Here is a 13,128-nt window from a genome sequence, read left to right on the forward strand (position 1 = left end):
CGTATGGCACTTCGCAACGATAGGGCCGTTCAGGCCGCACGCGACATCGAACTGGTAGAGATCGAAGACGGCTATACGCTGGTCGGTGGCCCCGAGGACTCGGTCACCGAACAACACGACACGGACCGCATTCCGGAGGTGGACGTCGATCAGGAGATGCTGAGCAACACAGGGGAAGACCCCGAGTCCTGGCTCATGTACGGCGGGAACTACGAACAACACCGCGTCACACCCGCCGACGTCATCACGCCCGACAACGTCTCCGACCTCGAACTCGAGTACGAGCTGTCGGTCGGGACGGGCTCGAGCATGGAGGGGACGCCCGTCGTGATTCCGGGTGACCCGCCGGTCATGTACCAGACGAACGGGCCCAATCACATGAAGGCGATCGACCCCCGCGAGGGGGAGGTCCTCTGGAGTTACACCTACGCGCCGCCGGTCGGCGTCGAACTCTGTTGTGACGACAACAACCGCGGAGCGGCCGTCTACGGCGACAAGGTGTACATGACGACGCTCGACTCGGGCGTCGTCGCGCTGGATCGGTACACCGGCGAGGAGGTCTGGTACACGAGCACGGCAAACCACGAGGAGGGGTACTCCGCGACGTGGGCCCCGGTGATCCACGACGGGACGCTCTACACGGGCAGCGCCGGCGGCGAGTACGGCGTCCTCGGTTTCGTTGCCGCCCTCGACGCCGAGAGCGGCGATATCCTGTGGCAGACCGATACGCTCCCCGAAGACGAGTGGATCGGCGCGAGCCGCGAGCACGGCTGTGGCACGACCTGGATGACGCCGACGATCGACGAGGAACGGGGCGTCCTCTACACGGCGGTCGCGAATCCCGGGCCGGACTTCGACGGGACGGTCCGGCCGGGGCCGAACTTCCCCACCTGCGGGACGATCGCGATGGATATGGAGAGCGGCGAGCACCTCTGGGGCTTCCAGAGCAGCCCGCACGACGTGTGGGACTACGACGCGGTAGCCCCGCGGGTGCTCCTCCGCGACGTGGAGACCGACGACGGGACGATGAACATGGTCGTCGGCTCGGACAAGACCGGCTGGGTGTACATGATGGACGCCGAGTCCGGCCGGCTCCACGAGCGCAGTGAGGAGATCTGCCAGCACATCAATATGTGGGAGATGATCCCCCACATTAGCGAGGACGAGCGGATCCCGTTCGTCCCCGGCGCGCCGGGCGGCAACGACTGGCAGCCACCGTCGTACAATCCGGCGACCGGATACGTGTACGTCATCCACCAGAACTACCCGCAGGACCTCGTCTGGCGCTACGAGGAGTACGATCAGGGCAACCCCTACTGGGGCGGCGATCTGGACGATCCGGCTTCGGAGTTCCCCGACGAGTGGAACGGCTCGATCACCGCCTTCGCCGCGGTCGATCCAGCGACGGGCGAGCGCGTCTGGCGCGATTGGATCGAAAGCGAGGACGATCACTATATGTGGGGCGGCTCGATGTCGACCGTGACGGGACTCGTGTTCAACGGCACCCAGAACGGCACCTTCGTCGCCTACGACGGCGAGAGCGGCGAGCGCCGCTGGGAGCACGAGTTCGACGTGCCGATCAGCGCCTCCCCGATGAGCTGGTACGACCCCGGCGAGGAGAAACAGTACGTCGCCGTGCAGGTCGGTGGCAGCGGCTGGCTCCGACAGGGGCCACGCGGGAGCACGCTTGCCGTGTTCTCGATAGACGCCTGACAATCACTACCGAACGACAGACCAATGAGCAACCAACACACGCGCGAAGACGTTTCGCGACGCGGTGTACTGAAGGGAACGGCAGCGGTCGCCGGGACGGCTGCGACCGCCGGCACCGCCGGCGCCTACCGCGATGCGATTGATTTCCGACTCCCGGCGGCACAGAACGACGGCGATGGCCGAACCTTCTCACTGCTCGGTATCGTCGGCGGCTGGATCGGGGTCTCGCCCGCGGAAATCGACGGGGCCTCGAACCCGACGCTGCGACTGATCGAGGGCGAAGAACACGAAGTCATCTGGACGAACGGGGACGGCTCACGCCACAACTTCGTCCTCGCGGACGAGGAGGGCGACGTGATCGAGTCGACGGACTTCCTCGCCGAACAGGGCGAATCGCTGTCGCTCGAGTTCACCCCCGACGAGGAGATGGCCCAGTACTACTGTATTCCACATCCGGTCCAGATGCGCGGCCCGATCGAAGTGGTCGACGCCGAGGACGTCCACGAACTCCGCGTCCGCGTCGAGGACGAGGCGGGCGATCCACTCGGTGCGGAAGTATTCGTCGGGGACCAACACGCGTTCTCCAGCGTGGCGTCGAAGCCGAGTCCGGACGCCGAGGAGGAAGAAGATCCGCCCGCGGTCGCCCGCTTCGACATGCTCGAGGACGGCGAGTACGAGATCGACGTCTGGACGTTTGGCCACGAACGGGTGACCGACACGGTGACGATCGACGGCGACGACGCGGAACTCACCGTCACGCTGCCAGCCGTCGAACCGGGCGAGCCGACCGAGACTGTCTCGCTTCGACTCGAGGAGGGGCAGTGGGTCGGTGGCGACAGCGACGAGGCGAACCCGACGCTCGAACTCGAGGCCGGCGAGACCTACGCAGTCGAGTGGGAGAATACGATTGGGCGGCACCAACCCGAGCGAGAGAGTCGGAGCTTCGAACCGCTGCCCGGTCACAACTTCGCGATCGCCAGCGACGGCGAGACGAACGAGTGGAACACGTACGTTCGGTCGGCCTTCACAAGCGAGGAAGGGGCCACGCAGACGGTTGAGTTCGTCGCGAACGAAGACATGGGTGTCTACCTCGATCAGGCCCAGTTAGACGCCGTCGGAGAGATCAGCGTTACCGGCGACAGCGGCGGTACGGACAACGGCGGTGCGGTTGAAAACGGGGACGAGGCGGGCGACGACGAGTCCGCGGAGACCGACGACGACTGAGACGAACGGACGCCGGCTCCGCTTCGTTTTTCGAGAGTAGACACCGACTCACCACGTGTAGTTCGCGATCCAGTAGACGACATAGAGGGCGACGAGTGTCGCGCCGCCGAGACGGGTCACGCGACTGCGAGCCAACATGGCCGTCACGACGAGCAGACACGCCGCGAAGAACGGCCAGTGGACCGTCATCACCGCGCCGCTGGTGTCGATCGGGTGGAGAAGCGCGATCAGGCCGACGTTCGCCGTCATGTAAAACATCGTGCTTCCGACGACGTTGCCAACGGCGAGGTGCGGTCGACCCTGTCGTACCGGCTCGACGGTGAGCGCGAGTTCTTCGATGGAGGCGATGAAGCTCAGCACTGTCGCCCCGAACGCGAGCCCTGAGATGCCGAACGCGACGAACATCCGCTCCGCGCTGACCACCGTGATCAGCGACCCGACGGTCATCCCGACGATCGAGAGGATCGCAACCCCGAGCGCGAACAGTCCGCTCCGGTGTTCGAGTTCGGGGACGAACTCGTCCGGATCGAGGTCGAGATCCAACTCGAGCGGTCCGGATCTGCGCTCGTCGCCGTCCCCACCCTCGACGGCGGCCTCAGTCGCGCCATCGCCGTTCGATGCCCGGGGCCGCTCGGACGCTTCCTCCACGAGGTCGGCGTCGACGACCTCCTGAACCGCTTCGGAGAGCAGATAAATCGTCTCCGACCGCCTCTCACGCCAGAAGATGTACGCGAGCAGCGGGACAAACACGGCGACGAGCACTGCCCCGTGCTGCAACTCGATCGTCCCGTCGAGTGACATCGCGAACACCGGGAGCGGAACGAGCAGCAACAGCAACAGGTACGCTCTCGGGACGTCGATCTCGAACGGGACGAACAGGCCCGCGATACCGACGGCGACGGCGAGGACGAACAGCGACTCGCCGAAGACCGTCCCGATAGCGAGATCGGGCAGCGCGACGAAAGCGGCAGTGACCCCCAGTACGGCGTTCTCGAGGTCGACACCGGCCAGGATAACCGCGAGGAAGAACCCGGAGATACCGAGCGAGACGGCACTCTGTGCGACCGCGTCGATGAAGATCTCCACACACCAGATGACCAGGCCGACACCCAGGAGAAACAGGCCGACGAAGAGGCCGATCTCCACCTCCGCTGCGACCATGGGTAGTCACACGACGGTGGATTACTTAATTCGACGACCGGCAAAGCGGCTCGTGTCGGCCGCCGAAATCGGGATCTCAGAGTGGATCCGGGATCGGAACGCCGCCGAAGACGAGGACGGCGAGCACCCAGTAGGCGACGTAGAGGCCGAGAAGCACGTACCCATGTCGCCGACGAATTCGTCCGGTAGAGATGTAGTACGCGGCAACGGCGGTCAAGATAATAACTGCGGGGAGATGGAAGACGAGGACGTCTCGCGGAACGACCACATCGGCGACGAACGCGATGATACCGACGTTCGCCGTCACGGAAAAGATCACGCTGCCGATGACGTGACCGATTCCGATCTCCGGAACGCCGCGGCGAACCGGTTCGATCGTCAACAGCAGATTCTCGAAAGTCAACACGAGCGTCAGGATCGTCGCGCCGAAGACTGTTTCTTCGATCCCCCACGTTTCGGCGATCACCTCCGAACTCGCCTCGAGGAGTGCCGCTCCCGCGACGAGACCGAGCAGCGCGACGAGCGACAGCCCGATCCAGAAGAGCCCTTCGTACGACCGGTCCGCGACGAATCGGTCTTCCGGAATGTCTTCGAGGACCGCTCGGTTGTCGACGTCCGTAACGGTGAGTTCGTCGATTGGGACGCCGCCGTCAGCCTCGATCCGCTCTGCAATCTCCGAATCCCTGAAGACGGGGACGTCGCGCTGAATTTCACGATAGATGATATACCCGAACAGAACGACGAAGATCGCAGTGAGCGCAAGCCCGTGAACGAACGTGAGCGTGCCGACGAAAATGAACGGAATCAAGACCAGCGGCGACAGTACGAGCAGTAGCAGATAGTCCGGCGGGATCTCGACTGGAAACGGCTTGTAGATGGCGGCGACGGCCAGCGTGATCCCCGTGATTGCGAGTGCGGTTCCCAGCGCCGTCCCAAGAGCGACCTGCTCGAGGCCGCCAGCACCGAAGACGAGTGCGACGGCGGTGTCGTCGAATTCGAAGCCGGTGAAGACGATCGCCAGGCCGAAAATCGAGACACCCAGCCCAAAGGCAGCACGTGTCAGGTAGCTAATTAGCTTTTCGACGCTGTAGGTCAGGACGACCGCCCCGACGAGGAGCATGAGATACGCCATCCAGACGCCTTGTGACTCGATGAACCCCTCGATGAGCTCTTCGACCATAGCACCGTATATGAGTCATGATACCATATATCTATCATGTCGTGTATACGATTCCGTTGAACTCGTATACACGGATCGAGAATCGGGGTGCCGACCGACCGCTCGCCGATTCCGTGTGACGGTGTCGCGGGTACGACCGGGCCCGGTCATCGTTGGGGCCGGTCTTCGCCATCGATCGATTCAGCCTGCAGAAGGAACGTCCGTTCCGGCGGCGGCGCGATCTGCAGTTCGATGGTGGCAGCCAGTTCGTAGTACTTGCGGTTCCCGCGCATGTACCACTCGACCAAGCCAGCCTCCTCGAGCGTCGAGAGATGGTGGACGGCAGTCTTCCCGTCCATTCCGGTCGCCTCTGCGAGTTCCGAGACGTACTTCGGTTCTCGGGAGAGTTCACGTAGAATCTCGAGTCGCGTCCCGTTCCCCAACGTCTCGATGAGTGACATGCGCTCGTCTTCGGTCCCGGCAGCAAGAAGGATTTCGCCGGGTCGCACCGCTTGACGCTCGGTCTCTGATGGGTGCTCCGGGTTTATGAGACTATGTGTGGTACTGTACAGCATGTCCGATCGAGTCACCCTTCCGGAAGATCGAAATCACGAACGTCGTACGATCACGGACGGCTTTTTCGAACGGGAGGTGTACCTCTCCCGCGACGAGACGGCCGCGTTCCTCCGTGATCTCGCCGATCAGATCGAGGCCGAGACGACGGTAACAGTCGCGGGATCGGGATGGGAAATCCCCTTCGAGTATCGCGATCCGATCGAGGTCGAGATCGAGTTCACGAAACAGCGCGACCGCGAACTCGAGATCGAACTCGAATTCAGCGAGCCACGTGGCGGATCGGATCTCTCCATCCGGTGATCGACACCGGTACCTGGCCGTCTGTCACTCGAGCGGCGACGATGATTCGCCGCATCGTCAGTCGTCGGCCTCGACTGCGGTTTCAGTCGCCCCAGCCAGTTCGAGCCACGGCTCGGCGTTCGACTCGGCGACGGCGAGGTCGACGAGCGGCTGCTCACATCCGTCGCAGATGGACCGAACGACGACCGCCGACCGTCGACAGCAGTGTTCGAGCCGGTCTACCGTCGTGTGCAGTTCTTCCCCGCAGGCTGGACAGCGGTCGCGGAGCAGTCGCACTCCCATCAGGAGGTCCCGACGCTCGCTCGTCTCGAGCCCGTCCCACCCCTCGAGTCGGGTTCGGAGGACGGCCACTGCAGTGGCGTCTGCCCGTAGCGCTGCAGTCGACTCCCAGCGAACCCGCTTGCGTCCGTCGAGAACGAACGCCGCGTCGTCGAGGCGCTCGATCTCGTCGGCAGCGAACAACGATTCGATCGCGTCTGGAATCGAATCGGCCTCGTCGCGATCGGTGAGTCGCTCGTTCCATCGCTCGCGAACGGACGGTCGCAGTTGGACCTCGCCGTCCCGTTCGGTCGCGACGTCGGCGGCGAGCAGCACGCTCTGTAGATCCGCGGCCGACACCGTCTCGATCGTCGGCCTACTCGGCACCGGTTTTCCAAGGCGTTTGAGGACCCTGGCGGGAAGATATCGACGGGTGATCGTCGGCGTTCTCGGGAGCAGGTAGCCCCGGAGGCGGATGATCGCCAGAAACGCGCCGAACGCGAGCGTACCGACGGGAACGGAAATCGCGATACCGATACCAGTCGCGAGCACGACCGCGATTACGACGTTTACCACCGTACACGGGAGACAGCGGTTTTCCCCGGTGTACTCGGGTTGCTCGAGCCGTGCGATTACGTCTGAGACGGTCACTGGTGTCTAGTGTCATACTAGTGGTGTCGAACGCCGAAAAACCGCCCCCTGTCCATCCCTCGCTCGACGTTCGCTCGAAGACGACCGTCTCCGACGCCAGTCTGTTTTACAAACCAAACGGATCGTCGGTAAATATTGTCCATCGAGCGTTCATACTCACAGTAAGATTTACATCGGTGTTTGTGGTTCCCCGAACGAGGTTTGATACCAAATGTCAATGGACGCAGTCGTCTATCAGGGACCGCACGACGTCGCTATCGAGGAGGTTGGCGAACCCGAAATCGAACACGAGAACGACGTTATCGTCGACATCACGACGACGTGTATCTGTGGTTCGGACCTCCACATGTACGAGGGACGAACCGCAGCCGATCCGGGAATCGTCTTCGGACACGAGAACATGGGAACCGTCACCGAGGTCGGCGACGCCGTAACGACGCTCGAGGAAGGCGACCGGGTCGTCATGCCGTTCAACGTCGCCTGTGGCTTCTGTCGGAACTGTGAGAACGGCTATACCGGCTTCTGTACCAACGTCAATCCCGGTTTCGCCGGCGGCGCGTACGGCTATGTCGCGATGGGGCCGTACAAGGGCGGTCAGGCGGAGAAACTCCGCGTCCCGTTCGCCGACTTCAACGCGTTGAAACTGCCGGAAGGCGACGAACACGAGGATTCCTTCGCGCTGCTTGCGGACATCTTCCCGACGGGGTGGCACGGCACCCGACTCGCCGATCTGCAACCCGGCGAGTCGATCGCGATCTACGGGGCCGGCCCCGTCGGCCTGATGGCCGCCTACAGCGCCAAGATCCAGGGGGCTGCCGAGATCTACGTCGTCGACCGCGTCGAGAGCCGCCTCGAGATGGCCGAAGACCACTGCGACGCCCACGCGATCAACTTCGAGGAGGGCGACCCCGTCGAGCAGATCGTCGACGCCCACGGCGACGAAGTCGACAAAGGGGTCGACGCCGTCGGCTACCAGGCGATCGACCCCGAGACCGATCCGGGTGACGACGCCTATGATCCGGCCCGGGAGAACCCCGCAATCGTGCTCAACCAGCTCATCGAGACCGTTCGACCGACGGGGCAACTGGGTATTCCGGGACTGTACGTCCCGTCCGACCCCGGCGCACCCGACGAGATGGCAGCCCAGGGCCGACTCGGCATCGACTTCGGCAAACTCTTCGAAAAAGGGCTGAAGCTCGGAACTGGCCAGTGTAACGTCAAAGAGTACAACCGGGAGCTGCGAGACATGATCATCGAGGGTCGTGCCGACCCGAGCTGGGTCGTCTCCCACCGCGTCGACTTAGACCGTGCACCCGAGATGTACGAGAAGTTCGACGAGCGCGAAGAAGGTGTCATCAAGGTCTTGCTCGAGCCGTAGCGCCCCTGCTATCGAAATTCGATTCCGTTTTTCAGTCCGATACCTGCACATCGAACCAGTTACGATCGACGGCTGTTTCTCGCTCGGCCGAACGAGCTGTCGTGTTAGCTTCGCACCCAGGCCATCGGGTGGTCGTCGCGAAGATGGTCGTGGTACTTTTTGACAAGCTTCGGGTACGAGCCCGCAACCGCATACCAGTCGCAGTGCTTACAGCCCCGTTCGACCGTGTCGCTCGCCCGTTGTACGTACCCGCCGGTTCGGTTCATGCCCAACGCGGGCCGTCGTGACAGCATAACCTTTCTGTATCGGCCGCCACGCGTCGGTCCTCGAGTTCGAGCCCCTCCCATCGGAGAAACAGGTATGCCACTAAGCGACATACTCCGATATATGTGCCAGTACTGCAGCTACTCCCTGCACGACGGCTGGACGCAACTGCTCGAGTACGACGACGTCTATCAAAACGCCCTTCCCGACCGGTTGACCGACCAGTCGACCCACGGCTTTCACGAATCCTGGGAGGAACTCAGCGACGAACTCGCGCCGTAGGCATCACAACGGGAACGGATCGACCGTCGCGTCCGCGTCCTCGAGGTCGTCGCCATCGATCACACACGCCTCGAGCGCCTCTCGAATGCGCTGTTCGTCCATCTCGCGGCCGATGAACACCAGTTGCGTCCGCCGGTCGTCGGTCGGCCGCCACTCGCCGATCGGGCCGGCTCTGACCGATGGCCCGGCCTGACTGACGCCGATCACCTCGTCGCGATTCGCGACGTAACAGACGCCTTTCGCTCGGATGATCGCACCGTCCCAGTCTTCGGCCTCGAGCCAGGCGGCAAGTCGCGTCGGGTGGAACGGTCGGTCGGCGCGGAAGACGAACGACGAGACGCCGTGACGCTCGGCGGCGCTCGGCTCCGCACCGTGGTCGTGCCCGACGTCTGCCTCTCCATCTCGGCTCTCGTCTTCGTGTCCGTGATCGTGCTCGCCGCGCAGGTGGCGTTTCCACCCTGGCGAGCGCTTTGCCGTCTCGAAGTCGAACTGCCCGGTGTCGAGGACGAGTTCCGGGTCCACCTCGCAGTAGCTCGTTCGGCGCCGCGTCGCCCGCGGCTGGAGTCGGTCGACGACGGTCTCGATCTCCGCTACGACGTCGTCGGGGACCATGTCGGTCTTGTTGAGCAACAGGACGTCACAGAACTCGATACCCTCGATCAGGACCTCGCTCAACGGGCGCTCCGCGTCCGGCTGTAGCCCCTCGGGCAACTGCGCGCCGGCGTCGAACTCCTTCCAGAAGCCGTACGTGTCGAGGACGGTGACCATGGTATCCAGCCGAAACAGGGTCGTCGGGTCCACGTCGCTCGCGTCCGTCCCGTCGGTGAACACCTGTGCGATGGGGATCGGCTCGCTGATCCCCGACGCCTCGACCAGCAGGGCGTCGAACTCCCGGCTTTGTGCCAGCCGCGTCGCTTCCTCGAGCAGATCACCGCGTAGTCGACAGCAGATACAGCCGTTCGAGAGGTCCACGATCCCGTCGTCCTCGGTGGCTCGCTCGAGTCGATCCGCGTCGACGTTGATCTCTCCCATGTCGTTGACGATCACCGCGACTTGCCGCCCGCCGGGGTTCGACAGTACGTGATTGATCAGCGTCGTCTTGCCCGCCCCGAGGTAGCCGCTGACGACGGTGACGGGAATCACACCGGAACCAGTCATATGCTACCGAGGACCACGATACGGACGGTACTAAGTGACCAGGGTTACTCTCACGGTGCGTCTCGAGCGCTCGCTCCCAACTGCCAGAGCGCCCGGTACAGCGTCCACATGTCACAGTCGAAGCGCTCGCCCAGTGAGCGGCAGGTCTCGAGGTAGCGGTCGTAGGCTGCGGGCGACAGCGGGTCCGGGTACGGGTCGGCCAGCTCTCCGGCGTCGTACAGCACCGTCCACTCGCGCTCGCCGACGACGAGACACGACTCGGGACCGACGAACAACAAAAAGGCGGATGCAACCGGGACGTCGACGCCCTCGAGGGCCGTCAACCGGTCGATGTGAGTTACCGGATCGTCCGCCGTGGCCACGTCGATGAGCGCGTCGCGGATGTCCTCGAAGTCGTTGCGGTCGAACTGTGCTTCGCGTTCGCGGCGCGTGGCGTTCGGAATCGCGCCGAGGAATCGTCTGTAGTGCCACCTGACGACCCACTTGGCATCCCGCCAGCCGAACTCACCTGTTCGGAAAGCCGTCGGCAACGTCTCGACTCCCTCCTGTTCGACGGGATACAGCGGGTGCTCGTCGCGGTACTCGTCGGCCGTCGATTCGACGAGCGACTGAGAGAGGTCCATCGTATGAGGGTATTTGACACATAGGCTGGTGAACGTTTCCCCGTCTGCGGCGTCGTGGCGCGCTGTGGAATCGCGTCTCGGCGTCTCACTTCGCTGAATGCTAGAAAGACTCATGCACGTGGACGAAGACCGTACACATGTCAGATCGGACTCCACTCCGAGATCACTACTCAGAACAATGTCCAGTGACAAACAAGACACAGTCAAGACGATCTGCCCGTACTGCGGCGTCGGCTGCGGGATTCAGGTCAGTCAGGGCGACGAGCCCGGTGATGTACAGTTCATGCCGTGGGGAGATGCTCCGGTCAACGAGGGGCGCGTCTGCATCAAAGGCGGCGCGGCGACGGAGGTCGTCGACCACGAGGATCGACTCACCGACCCACTGATCAGAGACGACGACGGTGAGTTCCGCGAGGCAACCTGGGAGGAGGCCTACGAGTACATCGTCAGCGAACTCGAGCGAATCCGCGACGAGTACGGCCCGGACGCGATGGGCTTTTTCGGCTCCTCGAAGACGATGAACGAGGAGAACTACCTGCTGCAGAAACTCGCCCGCCGGTACGGCACCAACAATGTCGACAACTGCACACGGATGTGTCACGCCTCGACGGTCTGGGCGCTGCGGACCAGTCTGGGCGCGGGGGCGATGACCAACAGCATGCGTGACCTCCGCGAGGCGGCCGACGTCTTCTGGATTCAGGGCGCAAATCCCGGCGAGCAACACCCCATCGCCAACAGCCAGTACTTCCGGCAGGCAGTGCTCGAGGGTGCGACCGTCATCCAGGTCGACCCACACGCGAACAAGACGACCCGGTCGTTCCAGATCGACGACACCGATCGCCACCAGCACCTCCAGTTGAATCCCGGAACCGACATTCCGCTGTTGAATATCGTCCTCAAGACGATCCTCGAGCACCACGCGGACCATCCCGAGGACGGCTGGGTGGACGAGGCGTTCGTCGAGGAACGGACGGAGGGGTTCGACCACCTGAAAGCGACGCTCGAGGAGTTCGACAAAGAGGCCGCGGCCGAGGAGTGTGGCGTCGCGCTCGCCGCCATCGAACTCGCCGCCGAGAAGTACGCGACCGCCGACAACGCGGCCATCTTCACCGGGATGGGGATGAGCCAGCACGCCTGCGGCGTCGACAACGTCCAAAACGAGATCAATCTGGCGCTGATCACGGGCAACCTCGGTCGGCCCGGCACGGGCGTCAACCCGCTGCGCGGCCAGAACAACGTCCAGGGAACCTGTGACGTCGGCGCGATGCCGAACGTTTTACCGGGCTACCAGCTCGTCGACGACGACGCGGCCCGCGAATCGGTCGAGGACGTCTGGGGATTCGAGGTTCCCGACGAGCCGGGGCTGACGAACGTCGAAATTTCCTACGAGGCGGGCGACTCGGTCAAAGGCCTCTACGTTATGGGCGAAAACCCCGTGATGAGCGAACCCGACGCCAACAGCGTCGCCGAGCGGCTCGCGGATCTCGAGTTCATGGTCGTCCAGGACATCTTCATGACCGAAACGGCGGAGTACGCCAACGTAATTTTGCCGGCCACCACCTGGGCCGAGCGCGGCGGCACTGTCACGAACACCGACCGCCGGGTCCAGCGCATGCGCGGCGTCGGGAAAGTCCACGAGAACACCAGACATGACCGCGAGATCCTGACCGAAGTCGGGACGCGCCTGTTCGAAGAAGGGTTCGACTTCGAGAATCCCGAGGAGATCTTCGAGGAACTCCGGCAGGTCTGTCCGAGCTACCACGGGATGACCTACGACCTGCTTGGCGAGGAGGGACTGCACTGGCCCTGCTACGAACTCGGCGACGAGGGCGATCCGTTCCTCTACGAGGACGAGTTCGACACCGAAAGCGGCCTGGGCCACATCGAGGGCGTCGAACACACCCCGCCCGCAGAGACGCCCGACGACGAGTACCCGCTGATCCTCACGACCGCGCGACTCGAGGAACACTACAACACCGGGACGATGAGCACCCGCTCGCCGACGCTCAACCGGCAGACGCCGGAGAACTTCGTCGACGTCCACCCCGACGACGCCGCCCGCTACGGGATCGAGGACGGCGAGTACGTGAAGCTGCGCTCGCGGCGTGGCGAGATCACCCTCGAGGCCCACGTCACCGAAGACACCAAAGAGGGCGTGGTGTGGACGACGCCACACTTCGCTGCCGCCTCGGCGAACAAACTCACAAACCACGTCCTCGACGACCGGGCGAAGATCCCCGAGTACAAAGCCGCCGCCGCGGAGATTGAGGTCGATGTCGAACCGCTGGGCGAGACTGCCGATCCCGCGGCCGACGACTGAGGTCCCGTCAGTCGGCCGTGTCGACCGGACGGCCGCCTCGCGTTCCGTCGGGCACGGACGG

At 63.7% G+C, this 13,128-nt stretch carries 13 protein-coding genes; 6 read left to right on the forward strand and 7 right to left on the reverse strand.

Annotated elements, in window-relative coordinates:
• Nucleotides 1-3: 3 nt before the first annotated feature.
• The gene (locus tag BW940_RS03415) at nt 4-1,713 is read left to right on the forward strand and encodes a pyrroloquinoline quinone-dependent dehydrogenase (RefSeq protein ID WP_076607794.1); all 1,710 of its coding nucleotides are present in this window, start codon (nt 4-6) and stop codon (nt 1,711-1,713) included.
• A 24-nt stretch (nt 1,714-1,737) separates the two neighbouring features.
• Complete coding sequence (locus BW940_RS03420; RefSeq protein ID WP_076607795.1) at nt 1,738-2,937, forward strand: cupredoxin domain-containing protein; 1,200 nt, start codon at nt 1,738-1,740, stop codon at nt 2,935-2,937.
• Between the two features lie 48 nt (nt 2,938-2,985).
• Here the strand turns inward: BW940_RS03420 and BW940_RS03425 are convergent, their stop codons facing one another.
• The 3 genes from BW940_RS03425 to BW940_RS03435 all read right to left on the reverse strand — a co-directional run bounded on the left by BW940_RS03425 (nt 2,986) and on the right by BW940_RS03435 (nt 5,718).
• Nucleotides 2,986-4,098: a sodium:calcium antiporter gene (locus BW940_RS03425; RefSeq protein ID WP_076607796.1), complete on the reverse strand. Its 1,113-nt coding sequence runs from the start codon at nt 4,096-4,098 to the stop codon at nt 2,986-2,988.
• Nucleotides 4,099-4,174: 76 nt separating this feature from the next.
• On the reverse strand, nt 4,175-5,278 hold the full coding sequence (locus BW940_RS03430) for a sodium:calcium antiporter (protein ID WP_076607797.1): 1,104 nt from the start codon (nt 5,276-5,278) through the stop codon (nt 4,175-4,177).
• A 146-nt stretch (nt 5,279-5,424) separates the two neighbouring features.
• The gene (locus BW940_RS03435) at nt 5,425-5,718 is read right to left on the reverse strand and encodes an ArsR/SmtB family transcription factor (protein ID WP_076608110.1); all 294 of its coding nucleotides are present in this window, start codon (nt 5,716-5,718) and stop codon (nt 5,425-5,427) included.
• A 112-nt stretch (nt 5,719-5,830) separates the two neighbouring features.
• On the opposite strand from BW940_RS03435, the gene BW940_RS03440 reads away from it, so the two are divergent.
• Nucleotides 5,831-6,133, forward strand: coding sequence for an amphi-Trp domain-containing protein (locus BW940_RS03440; protein WP_076607798.1), 303 nt, complete (start codon nt 5,831-5,833; stop codon nt 6,131-6,133).
• 57 nt (nt 6,134-6,190) lie between these two features.
• Here the strand turns inward: BW940_RS03440 and BW940_RS03445 are convergent, their stop codons facing one another.
• Entirely contained in the window at nt 6,191-7,042 is an 852-nt protein-coding gene (locus tag BW940_RS03445; protein ID WP_076607799.1) for a hypothetical protein, read from the reverse strand.
• A 217-nt stretch (nt 7,043-7,259) separates the two neighbouring features.
• Between BW940_RS03445 and BW940_RS03450 the strand changes: the two genes are divergently transcribed.
• Nucleotides 7,260-8,420, forward strand: a complete 1,161-nt coding sequence (locus BW940_RS03450) for a glutathione-independent formaldehyde dehydrogenase (RefSeq protein ID WP_076607800.1) — start codon at nt 7,260-7,262, stop codon at nt 8,418-8,420.
• 104 nt (nt 8,421-8,524) lie between these two features.
• On the opposite strand, the gene BW940_RS21660 is transcribed toward BW940_RS03450, so the two are convergent.
• The gene (locus BW940_RS21660; protein ID WP_173834837.1) at nt 8,525-8,686 is read right to left on the reverse strand and encodes a hypothetical protein; all 162 of its coding nucleotides are present in this window, start codon (nt 8,684-8,686) and stop codon (nt 8,525-8,527) included.
• Between the two features lie 121 nt (nt 8,687-8,807).
• On the opposite strand from BW940_RS21660, the gene BW940_RS21665 reads away from it, so the two are divergent.
• Nucleotides 8,808-8,966 (forward strand): hypothetical protein, encoded by a 159-nt coding sequence (locus BW940_RS21665; protein WP_173834838.1) that lies wholly within the window; start codon nt 8,808-8,810, stop codon nt 8,964-8,966.
• Nucleotides 8,967-8,969: 3 nt separating this feature from the next.
• Here BW940_RS21665 and BW940_RS03455 read toward each other — a convergent pair whose 3' ends face one another.
• Both BW940_RS03455 and BW940_RS03460 read right to left on the reverse strand, forming a co-directional pair.
• Nucleotides 8,970-10,124: a CobW family GTP-binding protein gene (locus BW940_RS03455; RefSeq protein WP_076607801.1), complete on the reverse strand. Its 1,155-nt coding sequence runs from the start codon at nt 10,122-10,124 to the stop codon at nt 8,970-8,972.
• 50 nt (nt 10,125-10,174) lie between these two features.
• On the reverse strand, nt 10,175-10,747 hold the full coding sequence (locus BW940_RS03460; RefSeq protein ID WP_076607802.1) for a hypothetical protein: 573 nt from the start codon (nt 10,745-10,747) through the stop codon (nt 10,175-10,177).
• A 178-nt stretch (nt 10,748-10,925) separates the two neighbouring features.
• Here BW940_RS03460 and fdhF point away from each other — a divergent pair, with 178 nt between their 5' ends.
• Nucleotides 10,926-13,067, forward strand: coding sequence for a formate dehydrogenase subunit alpha (gene fdhF, locus BW940_RS03465; protein ID WP_076607803.1), 2,142 nt, complete (start codon nt 10,926-10,928; stop codon nt 13,065-13,067).
• Nucleotides 13,068-13,128 lie beyond the last annotated feature (61 nt).

This window comes from Natronorubrum thiooxidans, assembly GCF_900156475.1.
In the GTDB taxonomy this organism is placed as follows: domain Archaea; phylum Halobacteriota; class Halobacteria; order Halobacteriales; family Natrialbaceae; genus Natronorubrum; species Natronorubrum thiooxidans.

Coding starts and splice junctions, on each gene's coding strand:
- BW940_RS03415 (WP_076607794.1), top strand. CDS start 4: ATGGCACTTCGCAACGATAGGGCCGTTCAGGCCGCACGCGACATCGAA.
- BW940_RS03420 (WP_076607795.1), top strand. CDS start 1,738: ATGAGCAACCAACACACGCGCGAAGACGTTTCGCGACGCGGTGTACTG.
- BW940_RS03425 (WP_076607796.1), bottom strand. CDS start 4,098: ATGGTCGCAGCGGAGGTGGAGATCGGCCTCTTCGTCGGCCTGTTTCTC.
- BW940_RS03430 (WP_076607797.1), bottom strand. CDS start 5,278: ATGGTCGAAGAGCTCATCGAGGGGTTCATCGAGTCACAAGGCGTCTGG.
- BW940_RS03435 (WP_076608110.1), bottom strand. CDS start 5,718: ATGTCACTCATCGAGACGTTGGGGAACGGGACGCGACTCGAGATTCTA.
- BW940_RS03440 (WP_076607798.1), top strand. CDS start 5,831: ATGTCCGATCGAGTCACCCTTCCGGAAGATCGAAATCACGAACGTCGT.
- BW940_RS03450 (WP_076607800.1), top strand. CDS start 7,260: ATGGACGCAGTCGTCTATCAGGGACCGCACGACGTCGCTATCGAGGAG.
- BW940_RS21660 (WP_173834837.1), bottom strand. CDS start 8,686: ATGAACCGAACCGGCGGGTACGTACAACGGGCGAGCGACACGGTCGAA.
- BW940_RS21665 (WP_173834838.1), top strand. CDS start 8,808: ATGTGCCAGTACTGCAGCTACTCCCTGCACGACGGCTGGACGCAACTG.
- BW940_RS03455 (WP_076607801.1), bottom strand. CDS start 10,124: ATGACTGGTTCCGGTGTGATTCCCGTCACCGTCGTCAGCGGCTACCTC.
- BW940_RS03460 (WP_076607802.1), bottom strand. CDS start 10,747: ATGGACCTCTCTCAGTCGCTCGTCGAATCGACGGCCGACGAGTACCGC.
- fdhF (WP_076607803.1), top strand. CDS start 10,926: ATGTCCAGTGACAAACAAGACACAGTCAAGACGATCTGCCCGTACTGC.